At 58.9% G+C, this 18553-nt stretch carries 17 protein-coding genes; 14 read left to right on the top strand and 3 right to left on the bottom strand.

Translation table 11 applies throughout. The features are described from left to right. Nucleotides 1-135: 135 nt before the first annotated feature. Genes PMI34_RS0127550 through PMI34_RS03840 form a run of 8 tightly spaced genes read left to right on the top strand, consistent with a single transcriptional unit; the run spans nucleotide 136 to nucleotide 9611 of the window. Nucleotides 136-576 (top strand): low molecular weight protein-tyrosine-phosphatase, encoded by a 441-nt coding sequence (locus tag PMI34_RS0127550; protein WP_032829881.1) that lies wholly within the window; start codon nucleotides 136-138, stop codon nucleotides 574-576. Nucleotides 577-615: 39 nt separating this feature from the next. Next, nucleotides 616-2844, top strand: a complete 2229-nt coding sequence (locus tag PMI34_RS03810) for a polysaccharide biosynthesis tyrosine autokinase (RefSeq protein ID WP_008053320.1) — start codon at nucleotides 616-618, stop codon at nucleotides 2842-2844. A 40-nt stretch (nucleotides 2845-2884) separates the two neighbouring features. Continuing rightward, complete coding sequence (locus PMI34_RS03815; protein ID WP_008053319.1) at nucleotides 2885-3967, top strand: glycosyltransferase; 1083 nt, start codon at nucleotides 2885-2887, stop codon at nucleotides 3965-3967. A 15-nt stretch (nucleotides 3968-3982) separates the two neighbouring features. Further along, the gene (locus tag PMI34_RS03820; RefSeq protein ID WP_008053317.1) at nucleotides 3983-5095 is read left to right on the top strand and encodes a polysaccharide pyruvyl transferase family protein; all 1113 of its coding nucleotides are present in this window, start codon (nucleotides 3983-3985) and stop codon (nucleotides 5093-5095) included. Beyond that, a complete protein-coding gene (locus tag PMI34_RS03825) occupies nucleotides 5092-6321 on the top strand; it encodes a polysaccharide biosynthesis C-terminal domain-containing protein (protein ID WP_008053316.1) in 1230 nt (409 codons plus the stop codon). Before PMI34_RS03820 ends, PMI34_RS03825 begins: the two co-directional genes overlap by 4 nt. Further along, entirely contained in the window at nucleotides 6312-7415 is a 1104-nt protein-coding gene (locus tag PMI34_RS03830) for a hypothetical protein (RefSeq protein WP_008053315.1), read from the top strand. Before PMI34_RS03825 ends, PMI34_RS03830 begins: the two co-directional genes overlap by 10 nt. A gap of 12 nt (nucleotides 7416-7427) precedes the next feature. Further along, complete coding sequence (locus PMI34_RS03835; RefSeq protein ID WP_008053314.1) at nucleotides 7428-8465, top strand: acyltransferase family protein; 1038 nt, start codon at nucleotides 7428-7430, stop codon at nucleotides 8463-8465. 27 nt (nucleotides 8466-8492) lie between these two features. Further along, nucleotides 8493-9611: an SGNH/GDSL hydrolase family protein gene (locus PMI34_RS03840; protein WP_008053313.1), complete on the top strand. Its 1119-nt coding sequence runs from the start codon at nucleotides 8493-8495 to the stop codon at nucleotides 9609-9611. 104 nt (nucleotides 9612-9715) lie between these two features. Here PMI34_RS03840 and PMI34_RS03845 read toward each other — a convergent pair whose 3' ends face one another. Together PMI34_RS03845 and galU are read right to left on the bottom strand one after the other, a co-directional pair. Further along, nucleotides 9716-10132, bottom strand: coding sequence for a hypothetical protein (locus PMI34_RS03845; RefSeq protein WP_008053312.1), 417 nt, complete (start codon nucleotides 10130-10132; stop codon nucleotides 9716-9718). Nucleotides 10133-10179: 47 nt separating this feature from the next. After that, complete coding sequence (gene galU, locus PMI34_RS03850; RefSeq protein ID WP_008053311.1) at nucleotides 10180-11013, bottom strand: UTP--glucose-1-phosphate uridylyltransferase GalU; 834 nt, start codon at nucleotides 11011-11013, stop codon at nucleotides 10180-10182. A 390-nt stretch (nucleotides 11014-11403) separates the two neighbouring features. Between galU and galE the strand changes: the two genes are divergently transcribed. From galE to PMI34_RS03880, 6 genes are all read left to right on the top strand, one after another. Further along, the gene (gene galE, locus PMI34_RS03855; protein WP_008053310.1) at nucleotides 11404-12420 is read left to right on the top strand and encodes a UDP-glucose 4-epimerase GalE; all 1017 of its coding nucleotides are present in this window, start codon (nucleotides 11404-11406) and stop codon (nucleotides 12418-12420) included. 232 nt (nucleotides 12421-12652) lie between these two features. After that, a complete protein-coding gene (locus PMI34_RS03860; RefSeq protein ID WP_008053308.1) occupies nucleotides 12653-12889 on the top strand; it encodes a hypothetical protein in 237 nt (78 codons plus the stop codon). A gap of 144 nt (nucleotides 12890-13033) precedes the next feature. Then, nucleotides 13034-14095 carry a polysaccharide biosynthesis/export family protein gene (locus PMI34_RS03865; RefSeq protein WP_050562115.1) on the top strand — a complete coding sequence of 354 codons (1062 nt, stop codon included), beginning with the start codon at nucleotides 13034-13036 and terminating at the stop codon, nucleotides 14093-14095. 14 nt (nucleotides 14096-14109) lie between these two features. Then, nucleotides 14110-14775 carry a YjbF family lipoprotein gene (locus tag PMI34_RS03870; protein WP_008053304.1) on the top strand — a complete coding sequence of 222 codons (666 nt, stop codon included), beginning with the start codon at nucleotides 14110-14112 and terminating at the stop codon, nucleotides 14773-14775. Further along, nucleotides 14772-15533: a capsule biosynthesis GfcC family protein gene (locus tag PMI34_RS03875; RefSeq protein ID WP_008053302.1), complete on the top strand. Its 762-nt coding sequence runs from the start codon at nucleotides 14772-14774 to the stop codon at nucleotides 15531-15533. Before PMI34_RS03870 ends, PMI34_RS03875 begins: the two co-directional genes overlap by 4 nt. Beyond that, on the top strand, nucleotides 15530-17608 hold the full coding sequence (locus PMI34_RS03880; protein WP_008053300.1) for a YjbH domain-containing protein: 2079 nt from the start codon (nucleotides 15530-15532) through the stop codon (nucleotides 17606-17608). The genes PMI34_RS03875 and PMI34_RS03880 overlap by 4 nt, the downstream gene beginning before the upstream one ends. 57 nt (nucleotides 17609-17665) lie before the next feature. Here the strand turns inward: PMI34_RS03880 and phnX are convergent, their stop codons facing one another. Beyond that, nucleotides 17666-18493, bottom strand: a complete 828-nt coding sequence (phnX, locus tag PMI34_RS03885; RefSeq protein WP_008053297.1) for a phosphonoacetaldehyde hydrolase — start codon at nucleotides 18491-18493, stop codon at nucleotides 17666-17668. Between the last annotated feature and the right edge of the window lie 60 nt (nucleotides 18494-18553).

Genomic DNA, 18553 nt, shown 5'->3' with positions numbered 1-18553 from the left:
TGGCTTTTGGGGGCTGTGGTACTTAATGCACTTGTATTAACAGGGCGAATCTAATTCTCAGTGCCGCAAGGTCTTGTGGGTTCACTAAAGCCCACTCGAGATGTTGGCCTATTGATATTACACGGGAAAGTAACCTTGTTCAGAAAGATCCTTGTCGTCTGCGTGGGCAATATCTGCCGAAGCCCGACAGCAGAAACTTTGCTGCGTAACGCGCTGGCCCCTTCAGCGATCACGGTGACCTCGGCGGGCCTTGCCGCGCGGGTCGGCGAGGCCATGGAGCCGTCGGCCCTCCAGGTTCTGGAAGATCACGGGCACAACGCCCAGGGGTTTAAGGCGCGGCAAATTACACCGGACATCGTTAATGAATCAGACTTGATTCTGGTCATGGAAAGAGAGCATGTAAAACAAGTACTGAAGATTGCCTCTCATGCCAGGGGCAAAGTGTTTCTACTCGGAAAGTGGCAGAGCGAGCGAGAAATACAGGATCCGTATCGTCAAGGAAAGGCCGCTTTTATTCATGCCCATGCATTGATTGAAGATGCTGTTAGCTCATGGGCGCAGCGCCTCGGACATTGATGAATATTCTTCAGATCAGTGAATGGTAAGAACAGACTTATGCAGTTACCGTCAGTAATCGGCACCCGTGACAACGATCAAGACAGTATTGATCTTCTCGGCATATTTGGCTCTTTGATTGACCAGAAATGGTTGATCGGCGCGCTCACCGGTGCCTTCATGGCGACCGGCGTTGCCTATGCGGTTTTGGCAACGCCCGTGTACCTGGCGAACGCGCTGGTGCAGGTCGAGCCGAAGAAGAACGACATGCTCGGGTTTTCCGATCTCAACAGCATGCTCGGCGGTCAATCGCCGTCGGTGACCGAAATCGGCATCATCAAGTCCCGTGCGGTGATCGGCAAAACGGTCGATGATCTGCGCCTTGATATCGACGTCACCCCCAACACCTTCCCGCTCATTGGCGGTTTTCTCGCCCGACGTTATCGCGGTGAGACCGAGTTCAGTGTCGCGGCGCCGCGTTTCGGCCTGAACAGCTACGCCTGGGGCGGTGAGCGCCTGGAGATCAACCGGCTCAATCTGCCGAAAGAACTGCTGGGCAAGAAACTCACGCTGATCGCCGGTGAGCAGCATCGATTCCAGTTGTTCGATGAAAACGACAACCTGCTGGTCGAAGGCGTCGCTGGCGAGGTGTTCAAACAGAACGAAGTAGAGGGGCAGATCGCTCAGCTGTCGGCGAACCCTGGCACCCGCTTCGAAGTGGTGCGCAATCCACGGATCGTGACCATCCAGAGTTACCAGGATGCGCTGGATATTTCCGAGCAAGGCAAGGAGTCGGGGATTATCCGTTTGGCCCTGGCCAGCAGCGACGCGGCCGAGGCAGTGAAAATCCTCAATAAAATCGCTTCGTTGTATGTGCAGCAGAACGTGCAGCGCACGTCGGCGGAAGCGGCGCAGAGCCTGGCGTTCCTGCAAGGCCAGTTGCCGCAGGTCAAACGCGACCTGGCCAAGGCCAGCGATGCGCTCAACGGTTATCAGACCCGCGGCAAGACGGTCAACATTTCCCTCGAAACCCAATCGGTGCTGGAACAGGTCGTCAGTCTGGACACCCGTATCTCCGAGCTGAAAATGCAACAGGCGGAGATGGATCGCAAGTTCACCAGGCAGCATCCGGCGTACCGCGCACTGATGACCCAGATCGGTGAATTGACCCAGCAGCAGAAGGCGCTGGAGAGCAAGGCCCAGGACCTGCCTGCGACGCAACAGGAACTGCTGAACCTCACACGTGACGTGGAGGTGGCATCGCAGATCTACACGCAACTGCTGAACAAATCCCAGGAGCTGGACATCGTCCGGGCAGGGGCTGTGGGCAATGTGCGCTTGGTCGACTCCGCGGATGTCGACCTGACCAGCCCGATCAAACCGAAAAAAGCCTTGATCGTTCTGATTGCAACCTTCCTCGGTGCATTTTTCGGGGTAGCGCTGGTGTTGCTGCGCAAGTCCCTGAGCCGAGGCCTGGAGGGTCCGGAGGCCATCGAACAACTCGGCTTGCCGGTGTACGCGTCGATTCCATACAGCGCGCTGCAACAGGAAGAAGACAGTAAAAAGGTTCGTGCCAAGGACGGAGCGGACAAGCCGGCCTACCTGCTGGCCCTGCGTAACCCGACGGATTTGTCCATCGAGTCGATCCGCAGCTTGCGCACGTGCCTGCACTTTGCCGGGCTCGACTCGACCAACAACCGGATCATGATTTCCGGCCCGAGCCCGCAGGTCGGCAAAACCTTCGTCTCCTCCAACCTTGCGGCGGTCATGGCGCAAAGCGGGCAGCGAGTCGTACTGATCGATGCCGACATGCGCAAAGGCCATCTGCACAAGACGCTGAACACACCGATCACCAACGGCTTGTCGGACCTGTTGGTCAAGCGTTGCAGCATCGAGCAGGCGATCAATAAAGTCGAAGTCGACAACCTGCATTTCATCAGTCGTGGGCAGGTCCCGCCCAATCCTTCCGAGCTGCTGATGCACGTCAACTTTCGTGAGCTGCTGGCGCAACTCAGCGAGCTTTACGACGTGGTGATCATCGACACGCCACCGCTGCTGGCGGTGACGGACGCGGCGATTGTCGGTCGCGAAGCGGGGATCAGCCTGATTGTCACGCGCTTCGGGGTGAACCCGGCCAAAGAGATCGAACTGACGATTCGTCGATTCGCCCAGAACGGCATCGAGTTGAAGGGCGCGGTGTTCAACGGCGTCGAGAAGCGCGCGGCCAGCTACTACGGCAACGGTAGCTACGGCTATTACAACTACGAATACGCGTCCGATAAATCCTGAGTGTCAGCGGTTGTCCTTTCATGTTTGAAGTGGGTGAGTTGTGAAAAAAATACTGCACGTGGCAGAGACGATCAAAGGTGGCGTCGCGACGGTGATCCGCACGATTTCGGCTTCGCCCGAAGGCGACGCGGCAAACTATGAGCTGGTCTATCTGGTTCCGCAGGATCAGGAAAAGGAACTGCACGGGATTGCCGGGCAGCAGATCCGCACCTTCGCCCGCACCGGACGCAATGTGCCGTCCTTGCTGCGTTTCGCCTGGCGAATGACTCAGGTGATGCTCAAGGAGAAACCCGATGTCGTGCATTTGCACAGCACCTTTTCCGGTGTCATCGGGCGTTGCGTGTGCGTGCTGTTGCGACCTTGGCGCAAGCCGAAGATCGTCTACTGTCCCCATGCCTTTTCGTTCCTGATGGAAAGCTCGCCGACCAAGCAGAAAGCCTACGGGTGGATCGAGCGGGTATTGCAGAAGGTCACCGACGTGATCATCTGCGTCAGCCAGTACGAACTCGACAAGGCCGCGCGGTTCGGCATCGAGCGCAAGCGCATGAAGCTGATCTACAACGGCATTCATCACAAGGATGACGCGCCGAAAACCAACGGTCCCGAGCCTATTCACCTGCTCTTCGTCGGTCGTCTCGATTATCAGAAAGGCTTCGACGTGTTGCTCAAGGCTTTCGCCAAAGTCCAGCGCAGCGACCTGAAACTGACGGTGGTGGGCAGTGCCGTGAACGAGGACTCGGTCGAGTGCCCGCCGATGGAAGGGGTTCAATACCTGCCGTGGGTGACGCCGAGCGAAGTCCAGGCGCTGTACCGTAAAGCCGATGCGCTGATCGTCCCCAGTCGCTGGGAAGGCTTTGCCATGGTGCCGCTCGAAGGCATGGCCATGGGCTTGCCGGTGATTGCCAGCAACTGCACGTCGCTGCCCGAACTGGTCACCAATGAGGTCTCCGGCTACGTGTTCCCCAGCGGGGACCACCAGGCGCTGGCCGATGTGCTGACGAAAATCCAGAAGCCGCGGTTGCTCGACCTTGGCAGCGAAGGGCGCAGCATCGTCCGCGAGCGCTTCAGCGCCGCGCTGATGATCCGCCAGACCTATGACCTGTATCGCGCCCCCACTTTTTAAGTAGAACTCAAGCATATGAACGTAACGATTTTGCATGGCTACAGTGCGTCCAACTCCGGTGACGGTCTGCTCGTGGATCTGGCCATTGCCCTGGTGCAGCGAAACTTTGGTGACGACACCTCGATCAGTGTCGTGGCCTCCGATCCGGAATCCTTCAGTTACTTGCCGCACCCGCGTTTTGACGCGCCGGTCATGGCGGCCAAGGGGCTGGGGCGGGTCAAGCAGGCGGTGTTCCTCAACCAGTCCTACGCCGGTCTCGCTGACCTGTTGAAGAAAACCGATTTGATCGTCGGCGTCGGTGGCGGCTACATGCGCTCCAAAAGCGCCTTCGAACACATCAAGTTGAAACTGGGCCACGCCAAGCAACTGGAAACCGCGATTCTCAGCAAAGTGCCGTCGGTGTACTTGCCGCAAAGCATCGGGCCGTTCCACGGCGAGAGCAGCAAGATCGTCGAGCACTACGCCAGCGCCGATGCGGTGTTCGTGCGTGACAACAGGTCGTCGGCAATTTTCGACGCCTGTGAAAATGTCTACCGCGCACCGGATCTGGCGGTGCAGTCATTGGCCAGCAAAATCCTCATGCAGCCAAAGTTCACCCGTTGCGCGTCATCGCCGGCAACGGTGTGTGTGGTGCTGCGCAAGCCGCCGGAGTGGAGCAAGGAGAAGAAAGTCGCTTACGTGGCCAATCTGAAGTTGCTGCTGCAGCGCTTGAAGAACAAAAGCAAAGTGGTATGCGCGGTGCAGAGCGCCGTTCGCGGCAACGATGACGGTGCGTTCTATCGCGAACTGGGCATTACCGAAGACCTGCTGCCATTGAAAGCGACGTTGGCAAAGTATCAGCCGGACCTGGTGATTTCCGTGCGCCTGCACGGCGCCATCGAATCGCTGCTGTCCGGCGTCCCGGCCTACCACATCAGCTATGAGCGCAAAGGCTTCGGCGCCTATCAGGACATGGGCGTGGAAGACTGGGTGATCAACGGCGGCGACATCAATGTCGACACCATCATCGACACGGTCTATGCGCCGAACGCACTGTCCGGTTTCGGCAAACGCCTGACCGACACCTGCCGCGAGATCGAGGCAAAAACCGTGGCCATGGACGACATCATCAAAGGTATCGTTCGATGATATTTCGGCTACTGCTTCGCGGCGGAGCATTGGGCGCGAAGTTTTTGCTGGTGCTGGCGATCACCCATTTCCTCGGTTATGAGGCGCTGGGCTTTTACGGCGTGGTGGTCGCGGCCTCGTTGATTGCGTCGAAGTTCTACAGCGTTGGCTTCAGTTCCGAAATCAATCGGTTGATCAGCGTCGGTGGCAGTTCGCGACGGGTCGTCGACAGGGTCCTGCTGCTGTACCTGGCCGTGGGGCTGCTGTTGTCGGTGGTGACGGTGTTGGTGTATTCGCTGTTCCAGGCAGTCGATGCGACGACTGCGCTGATCCTGTGCGTGACGCTGGTTTTGCTCACTGAACACCTGTCGTTCGAAATCAACTCCTTCGTGTTTTCCGCGCAGAAAGCCACGGCCGGCGCGCTGCTGTTTTTCATCAAGACCGGCCTCTGGGCGCTGTTGGCGGTGGGCGGGATGATGCTCGGCTGGGTGTCCGGGATCGCCAGTGTGCTGTGGTTGTGGGTTGTGGCCAACGTGCTGGTGATCGTCGCCGGTTACCTGATTGTGGTGAACGTGCACAAGGGCCGGGTGACGGGTTCACTCGCGACGAAAACGGTCTGGAAGGCCGGGTTGCCGTTCTATCTCGGCACAGGGTTGATCGCGTTGAGTCAGTACGTCGAGCGCTTTCTGATCATCGACATCGAACCCTACGCCAGCCTTGGTAAATACGTGTACGCCTGGTCGGCGGCCAATACCTTGCAGGCGCTGTCCTATGCGGTGGTGGCGGTGGTCGGCATTCCGGTGCTCGCCAAGCGTTTCCAGGCGGATCAACAGCCGTTCACGGTCCGGCAGTTGTTCGTCAACAAATGGGTCATGCGCTCGCTGGTGGTGTCCGCCGCGGTGGCGGTACTGATTTATCTGTTCTTCAATGTTGTGCTCGATTACGTCGCCACGAGTGTTCCGCGTCCGGACAACGCGATCCTCGGCGTGCTGATTTTTTCCTTCGCCCTGCGTGCCATTGGCGACATCGTCTGGGGCGGCTTGATTGCCTCTAAAAACAGCCGGGTGTCACTGGCCAGCGCAGCGATCTGCTTGCTGGTTTCGGTGCCGGTCAGCTACGTGCTGATAAAGCACTACTCGATCTACGGCGCTGCCTGGGGCAACGTCTTTGCGATCATCGTGCAGCTCGGCGTGATTGCCGTGTTGACCCGTGTGACCCGGCCGAAAGGGGCTTTGGCATGGGGTTGAAGCTGCCGTGCATCGAGTTTCGCGGCAAGAGACTCGATTCCTCGATTTCGTTCCTGATCCTGTTCACCGGGTTGTTTCTGTCGGTGGCCATGCCGCTGTTGGTCCCTCGCGATCCTGGCCCGGATGCCATGACCTTGTGGTCGTCCTACGCCCGTGCCGACAACTGCAATTTCTGGAACCCGTTCTCGCCGGATCGCTCTTCCTACGAGTGTTCGGCGTTCCTGCTGCGGCCCACCGGGATCAATCTGACCAATGCCTGGGCCTACGGCATGTTCTGCAATTTTTTCCTCACGGCGATTCCGGTGGTGGTCTTCCGGCGCATGCCGCTGGCGATTTTCGGCACGCTGTGTCTGTGGGGCATCGTTCGCTCGTTTTTCCTTGAAAACCTGACCAAGGAAATCATTGTGTCGGTGGCGGTGTTGAGCATTTTGCTCAGCTCGTTGACGCGCAAATATCGCGGCGGATTTTTCTTCTCGGCGGTGATTTACGGCGTACTGATCCGACCCTACTGGATTCTGTTTTCACTGTCCTGGGTCGGTGTCTGCGTGATGAAGAAGTATGTCTCGCGCGTCACCTTCTTCCTGATGCTGTTCCTGTTCTACCTGGCGGTCGCCATGGCGATCCAGGTGGCGCTCGGGTTTCCGGTGTCGTCGATTCGCGCCAGCAACAACGAACTGCGCACGGCGGGCGAGGAAGGGTCCAAGTCGTTGATCGTCTCGTGGCTCAGCGGTAGCGACTTTGTCTCGCAGGCGCTGGACTCGATGATCATCTTCTTCCGGTTGTCGTTCCCGGTGGAGTTGATTCTGCTGTCGGGGCCGGGGCAGGTGATCTTCGTGGCATTGATGATCATGACCGCGCTGCTGCTGTTCAAAGTCATCACCTCGACCGATTACAAAGGCGCGCCGATCCAGACCAAGCCTAAGGAACTGATCGCGATTCCCCTGGCGTTTCTGCTGGTTCAAGGCCTGTTCGAGCCGGACTTCGGCTCCTTTGCCCGGCACTTCTCGATGGTGGTGCCCGTGTTGTTCGTGGGCCTGGGATTGATGTTGCGGGCGAACAAGCCGGCGCAGGTTGAATCAAGAATTCTGAATTGAGGCAGGTGCTTTATGTCGAGCAAGAAAAAGTCCCTGGAGATCGAAACCCTGCGTGGCCTGGCGTGCCTGCTGCTGGTGCTTTATCACGTCATCGGCCCGTTGGGCGGCGGCTTGAAAATAGACCTGGGCTCGCCGTTCCGGGTGATCGCCGACTCCATGGTGTATGTGCGGATGCCGCTGTTCACCTTTATCTCCGGCTACATCTATTCCATCTACAAAATCCGCGGCAATGACTTTTCGGTGTTCTTTTCCGGCAAGGTGCGACGGCTGATCGTGCCGCTGTTTTGCGTGGGCGTGCCGTTCTCGGTGTTGCAGGCGGTGGGGCCGGGTGTGAACAAGGACGTCGGTGTGATCGACGCGTTGTTGTCGTTCTGGGTGCCGGTCAACCACTTCTGGTTCCTGCAGGCAGTGTTCATCATTTTCATGTTCGTCGGCTTGCTGGAGTGGCGTGGTCTGCTGCGCACGGCGACACGCTTGTACCTGCTGTTTGCGTTTGCGGCAGGGGTGTTTCTGCTGCCGCCGTTCAAGTTCGATGCGTTTGGCATCAACGGTGCGATCTATCTGCTACCGTTTTTTGTGGCGGGGATGATCGGTCAGGAAAATGTCGATGCGCTGAAGCAACGGTTCAAGGTGATCGGGCCGCTGGTGTTTGTGTTGATCTCGCTGACGCTGTTGTACGTGGCGGCGATTGATCGCGAGTTGATCGTCGACCGCCGCAGCCTGATCGGTTTGACCGTGGGTTGCGTGTCCTGCATTGCGTTGCTGTCCAGCGACATGCGCTCGAAGTGGCTGACCTGGCTCGGCGGGTATTCCTATGGGATCTTCCTGTTCCATGTGTTGTTTGCCGCCACTTCGCGGTTTGTCCTGGGGCGTTTGGGCGTGAAGGACGAAAGCCTTCTGGTGCTCGGTGGCCTGGCGTGTGGCTTGCTGGGGCCGGTTGTTCTATCGATGGTTTTCAGTCGATTCAACTTCACCTCCGTGCTGTTCCTGGGTGAGCGCGCGGCGGCTAAAAAACCACCGGCAAACGTCGCCCCGGTGCCTCAAACCTGATGAGTGTTCGAGTAAAGGAAGCGATGCATGTTGGCAGTTGATGACGTCCAGCCAGTTGCGGCGTCAGTGGTCGAAGTCGGCGACGCTCGTGAACGGTTTGGCCAGTGGCGCGAAGGGAAGGGCGGGAAGGTCCTGTCCATCTCGGTGATCGGCGACAGCTACAGCGCCGGGCAGGATTTCTATCTGAACAAACTGGTGCAGCGGCTGGCCGGGGAGACGGGTTTCGCCGGTCCCGGCTATGTCGGCTTCAACCACGGCGCGGCACTGGGCGGTACGCACTTCAAATACACCCGCAGCAGTGAAAAGTACTTCGGCGGTGACTGGCAGGTGTCCGCCCTTGGTCAGGCCAGCCCCGACAGTCGAACCCTTACCGGTCGGCCCGGTGCCTGGCTGGAGATCGATGCCAATCCGACACCGGCCATCAACACGGCTGTCACCCAAGCGAAACTGCTCTACCTCGGCAATGGCGAACCCAATGAGGTTCGCTACCGCTGGGCACCGTCGCAATCCTGGCAGCCATTGACGCTTGCAGGCTCAGGGGTTCAGGAAGTGCCACTGCCAGGCACGTCGGCAGCGACAGACTGGGCGTTCCGGCTGGAAGTGGTGAAAGGCGCGCCAACCCTCTTCGGCCTGTGGATGAGCAACGATCAGGAGGGTGTGCGGGTATCCAAACTCGCGGCGTCCGGCGCGGCGTCCGCTGACTTCTACCACGGCGATAGCCGTTGGCAGGCGCAGTGGAAGACGGTGGTGTCGAAGATTCCCGCCGACATCTACCTGATCATGCTGGGCGGTAACGACCAGGGTTTTGGCGTGAAGCCGGAGCAGTACCTGAAGAACATTCAGGGTTTGGTGGGGATGGTCCGCGAGATTCAACCGGCGGCGAGCATCAACCTGATCCTGCGTCAGGACACGACACGTTCCAGCGCTTACCCGATGTCGGCCTATGCGCAAGTCCTGGAACCCTGGGCGCGCAAGGAACACCTCGGTTACGCCAATCTGCAGTGTGCGTTCGGTACCGACTTCAAGCGTTATGCCGCTACCATGATCGGCCCGGACAAGATTCATCCGGTTCCGGCCACGGGTGGGCGAGTGATTGCCGATTTCTTTTATCGTCTGATCGTCGGTGGAAGTACCGCGGCACTGTAGGAGCGAGCTTGCTCGCGAAAAACGTCCGGACAACGCGGTCATTCAGACAGGGCGCGTTATCGTTGGCGTCCATCGTCGGAACGCCGCCCGGAGCAAGCTCGCTCCTACAGGGCAGCCGATTCGAAGTGCTCCAGATGAGCGAGCAGCTCTGCGGTTTTAAGCGGCATCAGTTGCGTAGCACAACGGGTTTCCACGTTGATGATGATGGCCGGGTCGTTGCAGCAAATGCGCACCCGGAATCGCCAGTCGCTGAATATCACTTTCAGCCCGTCGCGGTCATCGATTTCCAGCGCCTGCCCGCGGTAAAGCCTTTTCAGGTGAGCGAGGAGGGGATAGGGGTCGAGCATCGGCCGGCGGATGTCTCCGGAAGAGGGAAACATACCGATTCGTTCCACCAGCAGAGTGGGGCCGAGCCAGGACTCGTTGGCGCTCGGCAACCGCTGATGGCGCGATAACGAGGACATCACCCCGAGGTTGCCCACCTCCATTTCAATGTATGCCGAAAGTTGTGCAATGTTCATGGTTGGCCTGCCTGAATGAAGAGTGGGCGTCGGGGGTTGGAGCCGTCTTAGCGGCCCTTCAAGTACAGGTTTTCGTAGCAGAAGTTGGTCGCCTGCAGGTAACCCTCGGCGTCGCCGCAATCGAAGCGCAAACCCTTGAACTTGTAGGCCAGCACACAGCCGTTCTGCGCCTGTTTCATCAGTGCGTCGGTGATCTGGATCTCGCCACCTTTACCCGGTTCGGTGTCGGCGATCAGGTCGAAGATATCCGGCGTCAGAATGTAGCGGCCGATGATCGCCAGGTTCGACGGGGCGTCTTGCGGGGCAGGTTTTTCCACCATGTTGTTGACCCGGTAGATCCCGTCGGAGATCGGCTCGCCGGCAATTACGCCGTACTTGTGAGTCTGGTCGCGGGGGACTTCCTGGATGGCCACGATCGAGCAGCGGAATTTCTTGTAGAGCTCGATCATTTGGGTGAGGACGCCATCACCTTCCAGGTTCAGGCACAGGTCATCGGCCAGTACCACGGCGAAGGGTTCGTCGCCGATCAACGGGCGACCACTGAGAATCGCGTGACCCAGGCCCTTCATTTCCACCTGGCGGGTGTAGGAGAAGGTGCAGGTGTCGATGAGCTCGCGGGTTCCGGCCAGGAACTTCTCTTTCTCGGTGCCGCGAATCTGGTGCTCCAGTTCATAGCTGATGTCGAAGTGGTCTTCCAGCGCGCGCTTGCCCCGCCCGGTGACGATCGCCATGTGTTGCAGGCCGGCGTCCCGTGCTTCTTCAACGGCGTACTCGATCAATGGCTTGTTGACGATCGGCAGCATTTCCTTGGGCATGGCTTTGGTCGCCGGCAAGAAACGAGTGCCATAGCCGGCAGCGGGGAACAAACATTTACGAATCATAAAAGTATCCTGGACAGTCATGGAACACAGCCAACGGGTGCGCGCAATAACGAGTGATTGCAAGTTTCAATGATTATTGAAGGCTTACTTTAATACCTGAGTATGGCCACTAGTGGCAAATAGCAATGTGCGGATAACGCAACAATGTTATGAGATGTCGGGTTGATAGTTGTTGGTTATTTTTAGTCGGCATCTGTTGATAGTGGTGTGTGCGTCGGAATGCTAATAAGTATCCCGCAATACAGTTTGGCCTGAAAAAATATTTATTGCCAGTCGTTGAACTAATTTTGTTTTTGGTTGTAGTCGCTCTTATTTGTGTGGTTCAGCACACACCTTTAACAAGAGGGACTTGACACGCAACTTCGCACTTTTCCCACTATGGACCGCACTATGAAAATTCTGGTAACGGGTGGAGCTGGATACATCGGTTCGCACACCACGCTCGCATTGCTTGAAGCAGGCTATGAAGTTGTTGTGCTGGATAATCTTTGCAACAGCAGCGACGCGGCATTGCACGCGGTGGAAGCCATTTGCGGCAAGAGTGCGCTGATGATTCGCGGTGATGTGTGCGACCGGGCCTTGCTGGACCGGATTTTCCAGCAGCATGCCATCGATGCCGTCCTGCACTTTGCCGGTCTCAAGGCCGTGGGCGAGAGCGTGCGCAAGCCGCTTGAGTATTACGAGACCAACGTCAGCGGCAGCATCACGCTGTGTCAGGCGATGGCCGCCGCCGGGGTGTTTCGCCTGGTGTTCAGTTCGTCGGCCACGGTATACGGCGAGCCGGAGCAGATGCCGATCCGCGAGGATTTCCCCACGGGCAACCCCACCAATCCCTACGGTCAATCCAAGCTGATCGTGGAAAATGTGCTGCGTGACCTGAGCCTGGCCGAGCCGCGCTGGAGCATCGCGCTGTTGCGTTACTTCAACCCGATCGGCGCGCATGACAGCGGTCATCTGGGCGAAGACCCGAGCGGCATTCCGAATAACCTGGTGCCCTACATCAGCCAGGTGGCGGTTGGCAGCCTGCAAGAGTTGTCGATCTTCGGCAACGATTACCCTACGGTCGACGGCACCGGGGTGCGCGATTATATCCACGTCGTGGACCTGGCGGATGGCCATCTCAAGGCCTTGCAGTCCATCGCCGGGCGCACCGGCATTCATACCTGGAACCTGGGCACCGGCGATGGCTACAGCGTGTTGCAAGTGCTGCGGGCGTTCGAGCAGGCGTGCGGTCAGCCGGTGCCCTATCGAATGATGCCGCGTCGCTCCGGTGATATCGCCGAGAGCTGGGCCGACCCTTCCAAGGCGCAGAAAGAGCTGGGCTGGAAGGCCACGCGCAACTTGCAGGACATGGTCACGGATACCTGGCGCTGGCAATCGAATCACCCCAAAGGCTATCTGGGATGATGGCGTTTTAGCCTGATGTTATTTCCAGTCAGGTTGTTAGATATCGTCGGGAAAATACACTGGTCATGCCTTTTGCAAGCCCGTAGATATAAACCTGCCGTTCGACTTTTATCAGTTGGGTAAGACTGTGAAAGAACAACGGATCTTGTTCGCACTTTTTGCGGACTTGAACTCTACCACCTCTAACGTAATGCCCGATTTCGATCGGGTTGAATGTTAGAAAGGAGTTGATATGAAGAAAGTGATGGCAATTGCCCTGTTGACGATGTTGAGCAACTTGGCGTCTGCGGTAGAAGCGCCGCTTACAACTGCGACCAATGTATTGGGTAACGTGGCGGCGACTCAAGCCACTGCAGCCAGTACTGCAATGGTCGCCAGTGCTGTAGCGGCGTCCAACAGTGGTGGAAGTGCAAACGGCGGTACGACGGGTACGACAGGTACCACGGGTACAACCGGCACGCACAACTAACTGAAACATCTGTTGGTGCAGTACAAGGTCGCCCGATGCAAATCGGGTGACTTTGTTTTTAGATTCGCCCTTGAATAGCGTAGTGCCATTATGACTCGTAGCTTTTCTCTTTTAATGTTGGCAAGCATCGCTTTACAAGGTTGCATGTTTTCCCCCGGCCAATACCTGAGCACCAGTGACATCACGCGCCAGGGCGCCAGTGAAAGCAGTCGGGTCGAGCTCATTGCGATCACGCCCAAGCTCATTTCCATGAACAGGGCCACGCAAAAGCATGAGTCCGTGCCGACGGAACTGTTGGCGGCCCCGGCCGAGTACCGCATTGGCAGTAACGATGTCCTGTACATCACGGTCTGGGACCACCCGGAGCTGACCGCACCCTCCGGCGCGCAACAGCAGATTGATGCCAACGGTCGCCTGGTCCGTGCCGATGGCACGCTCTACTACCCGTTTATCAAAGAGGTCCAGGCGGCCGGTAAAACCGTCCAGCAACTGCGATCGGACATCGAAGAAAGGCTGTCGGCCTTCATCGCCGAACCGCAAGTGGATGTCGCCGTGTTGCGCTTTTCCAGCCAGAAAGTCGTGGTGACGGGCGCCGTTTCGAAGGCCGGTCCGCAACCGATTTCCACCAACCCGCTCAGTGTGGTCGAGGCCCTCGGTTCTGCCGGTATCGATACGGCGAGTGCCGACTTGTCCGGTCTGTTGCTGACGCGAAACGGGCGGGTCTACACGCTCAATCTCGACACGCTCAACCAGCCGGACTCCGAGTTGCAGAACGTCTACCTCAAGGGTGGCGATCAGTTGTATCTGCCGTACAACGACAAAAAACGCATCTACGTCATGGGCGAGGTCAACCAGCCCCGCGCACTGAGCTTCAAGACCGCCACCATGAACCTGTCCGATGTGCTGGGCTCGGTCGGTGGATTGAGTCAGACCACCTCCAACGGTAACGCCGTGTACGTGATCAGGGGTGTTGAAAACCTCGATGTGGAACCGGCGAAAGTCTACCAGTTGCAAGCCCAATCCCCGACCGCCATGGCGCTGGCCACGCACTTTGAAGTACGTCCCCAGGACGTTGTTTACGTAGGTCCTGCCAACGTGACTCGCTGGAATCGCTTCATCAGCCAATTGGTGCCGTCGGCATCGATTGTCGGTACGGGCGCTTCCGCGGCGAAGAACATGAGTGAAGTCAGCAGCAACAGCAATTAAGGCCGGGTCCGATCGTGAGAACGTTGAATGTTGGCGTCTGCTTGATAGCGGCCTTGATGTTGTGTGGCTGTAACCCGCTGATGGTCGCTTCGATGACCAACCTCAAATCAGCGGTGGTGGGGCCCAATGAGCTGGACGTGACGGCGGCCCAGGTGGCGGATGTGCGCTATCCCCAGCTCAAGCTGACCACGCCGTCCGGTTCCGGCGTGCTGGCGCTGGTGCGTGAGCGCGGCGACCTGCAGTTCTGGGTCGCGTCCGGCAAACAGGTCCTGCTGATGCGTGATGGCCTGGCGGTGCGCAGCATCGGCCTGGGCCTGGGCGGCGATCTGGACGGGACGCGCCTTGCCGACGTCTCGCCCTTCAAGCAAGGCCTCCATCAAGTGCCCGATGGCTATACCAGTCAGCGCTGGATCGATCTCTACCAGGGCCAGGAAGTCGGGGTGACCTTGAACAGTCGCTTCTCCCGCAAATCCATGGAAACCCTGGAAATCCTCAACAAGGAATACGCCGTGCTACGTGTCGATGAGCAGATTGACGCGCCGGCCATCGGCCTGCGTGCGACCAATCGTTACTGGGTCGATCCCGTTGACGGTTTCATTGTGCAGAGTGAGCAGCAACTGACCTCGCAGTTGCGGGTCAAGATCGTGCAACTGACCCCTGACCGCAGGCATGCCCGGTGAAGCGGGTCAGGGCTCTATCGGCGTGCCTGCTGTTGATCACTGGCATCAGCCATGCAGCGGTCACCGTCACCGGTGACGTTGCCAACCCGGGGGCGGTCGACCTGCCGGCGGGCGGGCGATTGCTGGACGTGATCAGCGTGGCACAGCCCAATGCCGAGAGTTACTGGTTGGCGGGCGTATTGCTGCGTCAGTCCCTGGTCGAAGAGCAGACCCGGCTCAAGGCCGGGGTGCTGTTCGATCTGGACGTGTTGCAGCGCATGGCCGTGCTGTTCGACAGACCGAGCCGGGCTGCCCTGGCGGTGCGGTTGGCCGAGCAAGTCAGGCGCATGCCGGTCACCGGGCGCCAAGTGGCTGTCCTGGACCCGGTCGCCGTGGAAGTCGGGTTTGCCCGCAACATTCGCCTGGACGACGGCGATCGCCTCATCTACCCGCTGCGGGTCGACGAAGTCGAGGTGCTCGGCGCTGTCGCCGAGTCGTGTCGGTTGCCCTATCAAGCGCTGCAAGAGGCCCGCGATTACCTGCAGGGTTGCACGCCGCTGGTCGATGCGGACGCCGATTACCTGTGGTTGATCCAGCCCAACGGCGTCACCCGGCGCGTCGGCATTGCGCACTGGAATCGCGAGAGCGGGCAGATACCTGTCGCCGGCAGCAAGATTCTGGTCCCGGTCAAAAACGATGACCTTGATCCGCCTATCCCTGAACTGAATCAGCAGTTGGCCGAATTTATTGCCACGCAGCTGGCTGAGGTGGTTCGTTGAATTTACGTTTTGCAGCCGTATTGTTATTGCCCTGTGGTCTGGCTTATGCAGAACCACGCATTACCCAGAATGATTTCGGTGGCGCGGGCCTGTTGCAAACGCCGACGGCGCGGATGGCGCCGGCCGGTGAATTGAGCCTGAATGCCAACCGCACCGACCCCTACAGCCGTTACAGCGTTTCACTTCAGCCACTTGAGTGGCTGGAAGGCTCGTTTCGCTACACCGCGATCACCAACCGTCCCTATGGCCCCGAATCATTGAGCGGCAACCAGAGCTACAAGGACAAGGCGGTCGACCTCAAGGCTCGCCTGTGGGAAGAGACCCATTGGGCACCCGAGGTGGCCTTGGGCTTCCGGGACATCGGTGGTACGGGCCTGTTCTCCAGTGAATTCGTGGTGGCCAACAAGCGCTACGACAATTTTGATTTCAGCGCCGGCATTGCCTGGGGTTACCTGGGCAACCGCGGTGACTTCGAAAACCCGCTGGGCTACATCAGTGATCGCTTCAAGACCCGGCCCGACAGCGAAGGTACCGGTGATGTCAACGCCGGGGCCTATTTTCGCGGCAGCCCATCCTTTTTCGGCGGCGTGAGCTACCAGACACCCTGGGATCGGCTCAGCCTGAAACTCGAATACGAAGGCAACGATTACAAGCACGAGCCAAAGGACAACGAGATCAAGCAGGACTCGCCGATCAACCTTGGCGCGGTGTTCAAGCTGACTGACTCGATCGACGTCAGCGCAGCGTGGGAGCGCGGCAATACGGCGATGTTCGGCGTCACCTTCCACACCAACTTCGCCAGCCGCAAGGCGCCGGCCAAGACGTTCGACCCGCCGGCTGAACCCTTGCCGGCGAAGGCGCCGAGCACCGGGATGGATCAGGTCAACTGGGCCGATGTGTCCCGGCGCCTGCAGCAAAATGCCGGGTACAAGGTCGAGCGCATCAGCCAGCGCGATTCCGAATTGTTCGTGTACGGCGAGCAGCAGCGTTACTTCCATTCGGCCAAGGCCGTAGGCCGCGCGAGCCGGATTCTGGACAACAGCGTCAACGACGAAATCGACTGGTTCACCGTGGTGAACAAGCGCTACGGCCTGCCACTTGAAGAAACCAGCGTGCCTCGGCAAACCTTCCGCGAAGTGATCGACAACGAGGAGCCGCTGCAAGCGCTGCACCGCACCACCGAGATCAACCCGGCGATGCCGCACAACGAGAAAACCCTCTACACCGAAGCGATGCAACCATTCGCCTATGGCGTCGGTCTGGGCTTCAAGCAGAACGTCGGTGGCCCCGATGGCTTGCTCTATCAGTTCAGCGCCGACGCGGACGCCGAGTACCGCTTCAACCGCAACACCTGGTGGAGTGGTTTGCTCAGTGCCAACCTGATCAACAACTTCGACAAGTTCACCTATGACGCACCCAGCGGCTTGCCCCGCGTGCGCACGGACTTGCGTCAGTACATGACCACGTCCGATGTCACCATGCCGTTGTTCCAGGTCAGCCATGCCGAGCAGTTGGACAAAGACCTGTATGGCATGGTGTACGGCGGCTACCTGGAGTCGATGTTTGCCGGTGTCGGGGGCGAGGTGCTGTTCCGTCCGACCGGCGAGCGTTGGTCGGTGGGCGCGGACCTGAACTACGTGCGCCAACGTGAGTTCGACCAGGGGTTTGGTTTGCGTGATTATTCGGTATTGACCGGTCACATCACCGGCTACACCGACTTGCCCTACGACACGCTGGCAGCTGTCAGCGTCGGGCGTTACCTGGCAGGCGACTGGGGGGGCACGCTGGATATCTCGCGGGAGTTTTCCAACGGCGTACGGTTTGGTGCGTGGGCAACGATCACCACCGCAACCGGTGCTGAATATGGCGAAGGTAGTTTCGACAAAGGCATCTACCTGTCTATTCCGTTCGATGAACTGATGAGCATGTCGACCATGCGCCGCGCCAACCTCGTCTGGTCGCCACTGACCCGGGACGGCGGTGCACGGCTCAATCGCAGCTACCAGCTACATTCGATGACCGACAGCCGCGACGACGACATGTTCTATCGCAACTTCGAGAAGATCACTGAGTAACCTCGGCACAAAGACCCTTGTGGGAGCAGGCTCCCACAAGGGCAATGCGGGGATTTATCAGCTGGACTGTGGCATTTCGCCGTTGGCCAGACGCTTGTTGATGTCGGCGATCACTTCCGGCAGATCGGTGATGGTGTCGATCATGTAGTGCGGGCGCGAGCCTTCGAACATCCCGTGGATGCGCTTGCGCTCGCTGTCCAGTTGGTCGCGGCCCAAGGCGCGATAACCTTCGTAGTCCAGGCCCAGGGCATTGCCGGAGCAGATCAGCGCCACGGTCCACATGCCTGCGCGGCGACCTTCGAGAATGCCCGGCACGGTGTCATCGATCTTCACGCAGGCGGCGACATCGTCGATGCCCAGGGCGATGACGTTGGCCAGCGCCTGGGCGGGCCATGGGCGACCATTCGGGACTTCATCGGTGGCGACCACGTGATCGGCCACGTAGCCGTTGGTGGCGGCCAGTTCAACCACCTTGTCCATGACCTGTTTCGGGTAACCGGAGCAGGAGCCGATCTTGATCCCTTGCTGGCGCAGGTTGGCGATGGTCTCCAGCGCCCCGGGAATCAGTGCCGAGTGTTCGGCGATTTTTTCGATCTGTAGCGGCATGAAGCGTTGGTAAATGGCGGTGACGTCATCGTCGGTCGGCGTGCGGCCGAACACTTTACGATAACGCTCGGCAACCTCCGGCAGATCGCACAGGGTGCGGATGTGGTCCCACTTGCCCATGCCCATCGGGCCACGGGCTTCTTCGATGGACACCTGGACGTCGAACTCGGCGAAAGCCTCGACGAAAATCTGCGTCGGGGCGAAGGAGCCGAAGTCGACCACAGTGCCGGCCCAGTCGAGGATGGCGGCTTGCAGTTTGGTTGGGTTGGTGTAGTTCATGTCTCAAATCCTGCTTGTTGGAATGATGAGCAAATCCGGGTAGCAGCTGCCGAGCCTGCG

The organism is Pseudomonas sp. GM74, assembly GCF_000282455.1.
Lineage (GTDB): Bacteria > Pseudomonadota > Gammaproteobacteria > Pseudomonadales > Pseudomonadaceae > Aquipseudomonas.
This window is presented reverse-complemented; position numbering and strand designations above follow the sequence as displayed.

Coding starts and splice junctions, on each gene's coding strand:
- phnX (WP_008053297.1), bottom strand. CDS start 18,493: ATGAACTACACCAACCCAACCAAACTGCAAGCCGCCATCCTCGACTGG.
- PMI34_RS03825 (WP_008053316.1), top strand. CDS start 5,092: ATGATATTTCGGCTACTGCTTCGCGGCGGAGCATTGGGCGCGAAGTTT.
- PMI34_RS03810 (WP_008053320.1), top strand. CDS start 616: ATGCAGTTACCGTCAGTAATCGGCACCCGTGACAACGATCAAGACAGT.
- galE (WP_008053310.1), top strand. CDS start 11,404: ATGAAAATTCTGGTAACGGGTGGAGCTGGATACATCGGTTCGCACACC.
- PMI34_RS03840 (WP_008053313.1), top strand. CDS start 8,493: ATGTTGGCAGTTGATGACGTCCAGCCAGTTGCGGCGTCAGTGGTCGAA.
- PMI34_RS03865 (WP_050562115.1), top strand. CDS start 13,034: ATGTTTTCCCCCGGCCAATACCTGAGCACCAGTGACATCACGCGCCAG.
- galU (WP_008053311.1), bottom strand. CDS start 11,013: ATGATTCGTAAATGTTTGTTCCCCGCTGCCGGCTATGGCACTCGTTTC.
- PMI34_RS03835 (WP_008053314.1), top strand. CDS start 7,428: ATGTCGAGCAAGAAAAAGTCCCTGGAGATCGAAACCCTGCGTGGCCTG.
- PMI34_RS03845 (WP_008053312.1), bottom strand. CDS start 10,132: ATGAACATTGCACAACTTTCGGCATACATTGAAATGGAGGTGGGCAAC.
- PMI34_RS03820 (WP_008053317.1), top strand. CDS start 3,983: ATGAACGTAACGATTTTGCATGGCTACAGTGCGTCCAACTCCGGTGAC.
- PMI34_RS03860 (WP_008053308.1), top strand. CDS start 12,653: ATGAAGAAAGTGATGGCAATTGCCCTGTTGACGATGTTGAGCAACTTG.
- PMI34_RS03830 (WP_008053315.1), top strand. CDS start 6,312: ATGGGGTTGAAGCTGCCGTGCATCGAGTTTCGCGGCAAGAGACTCGAT.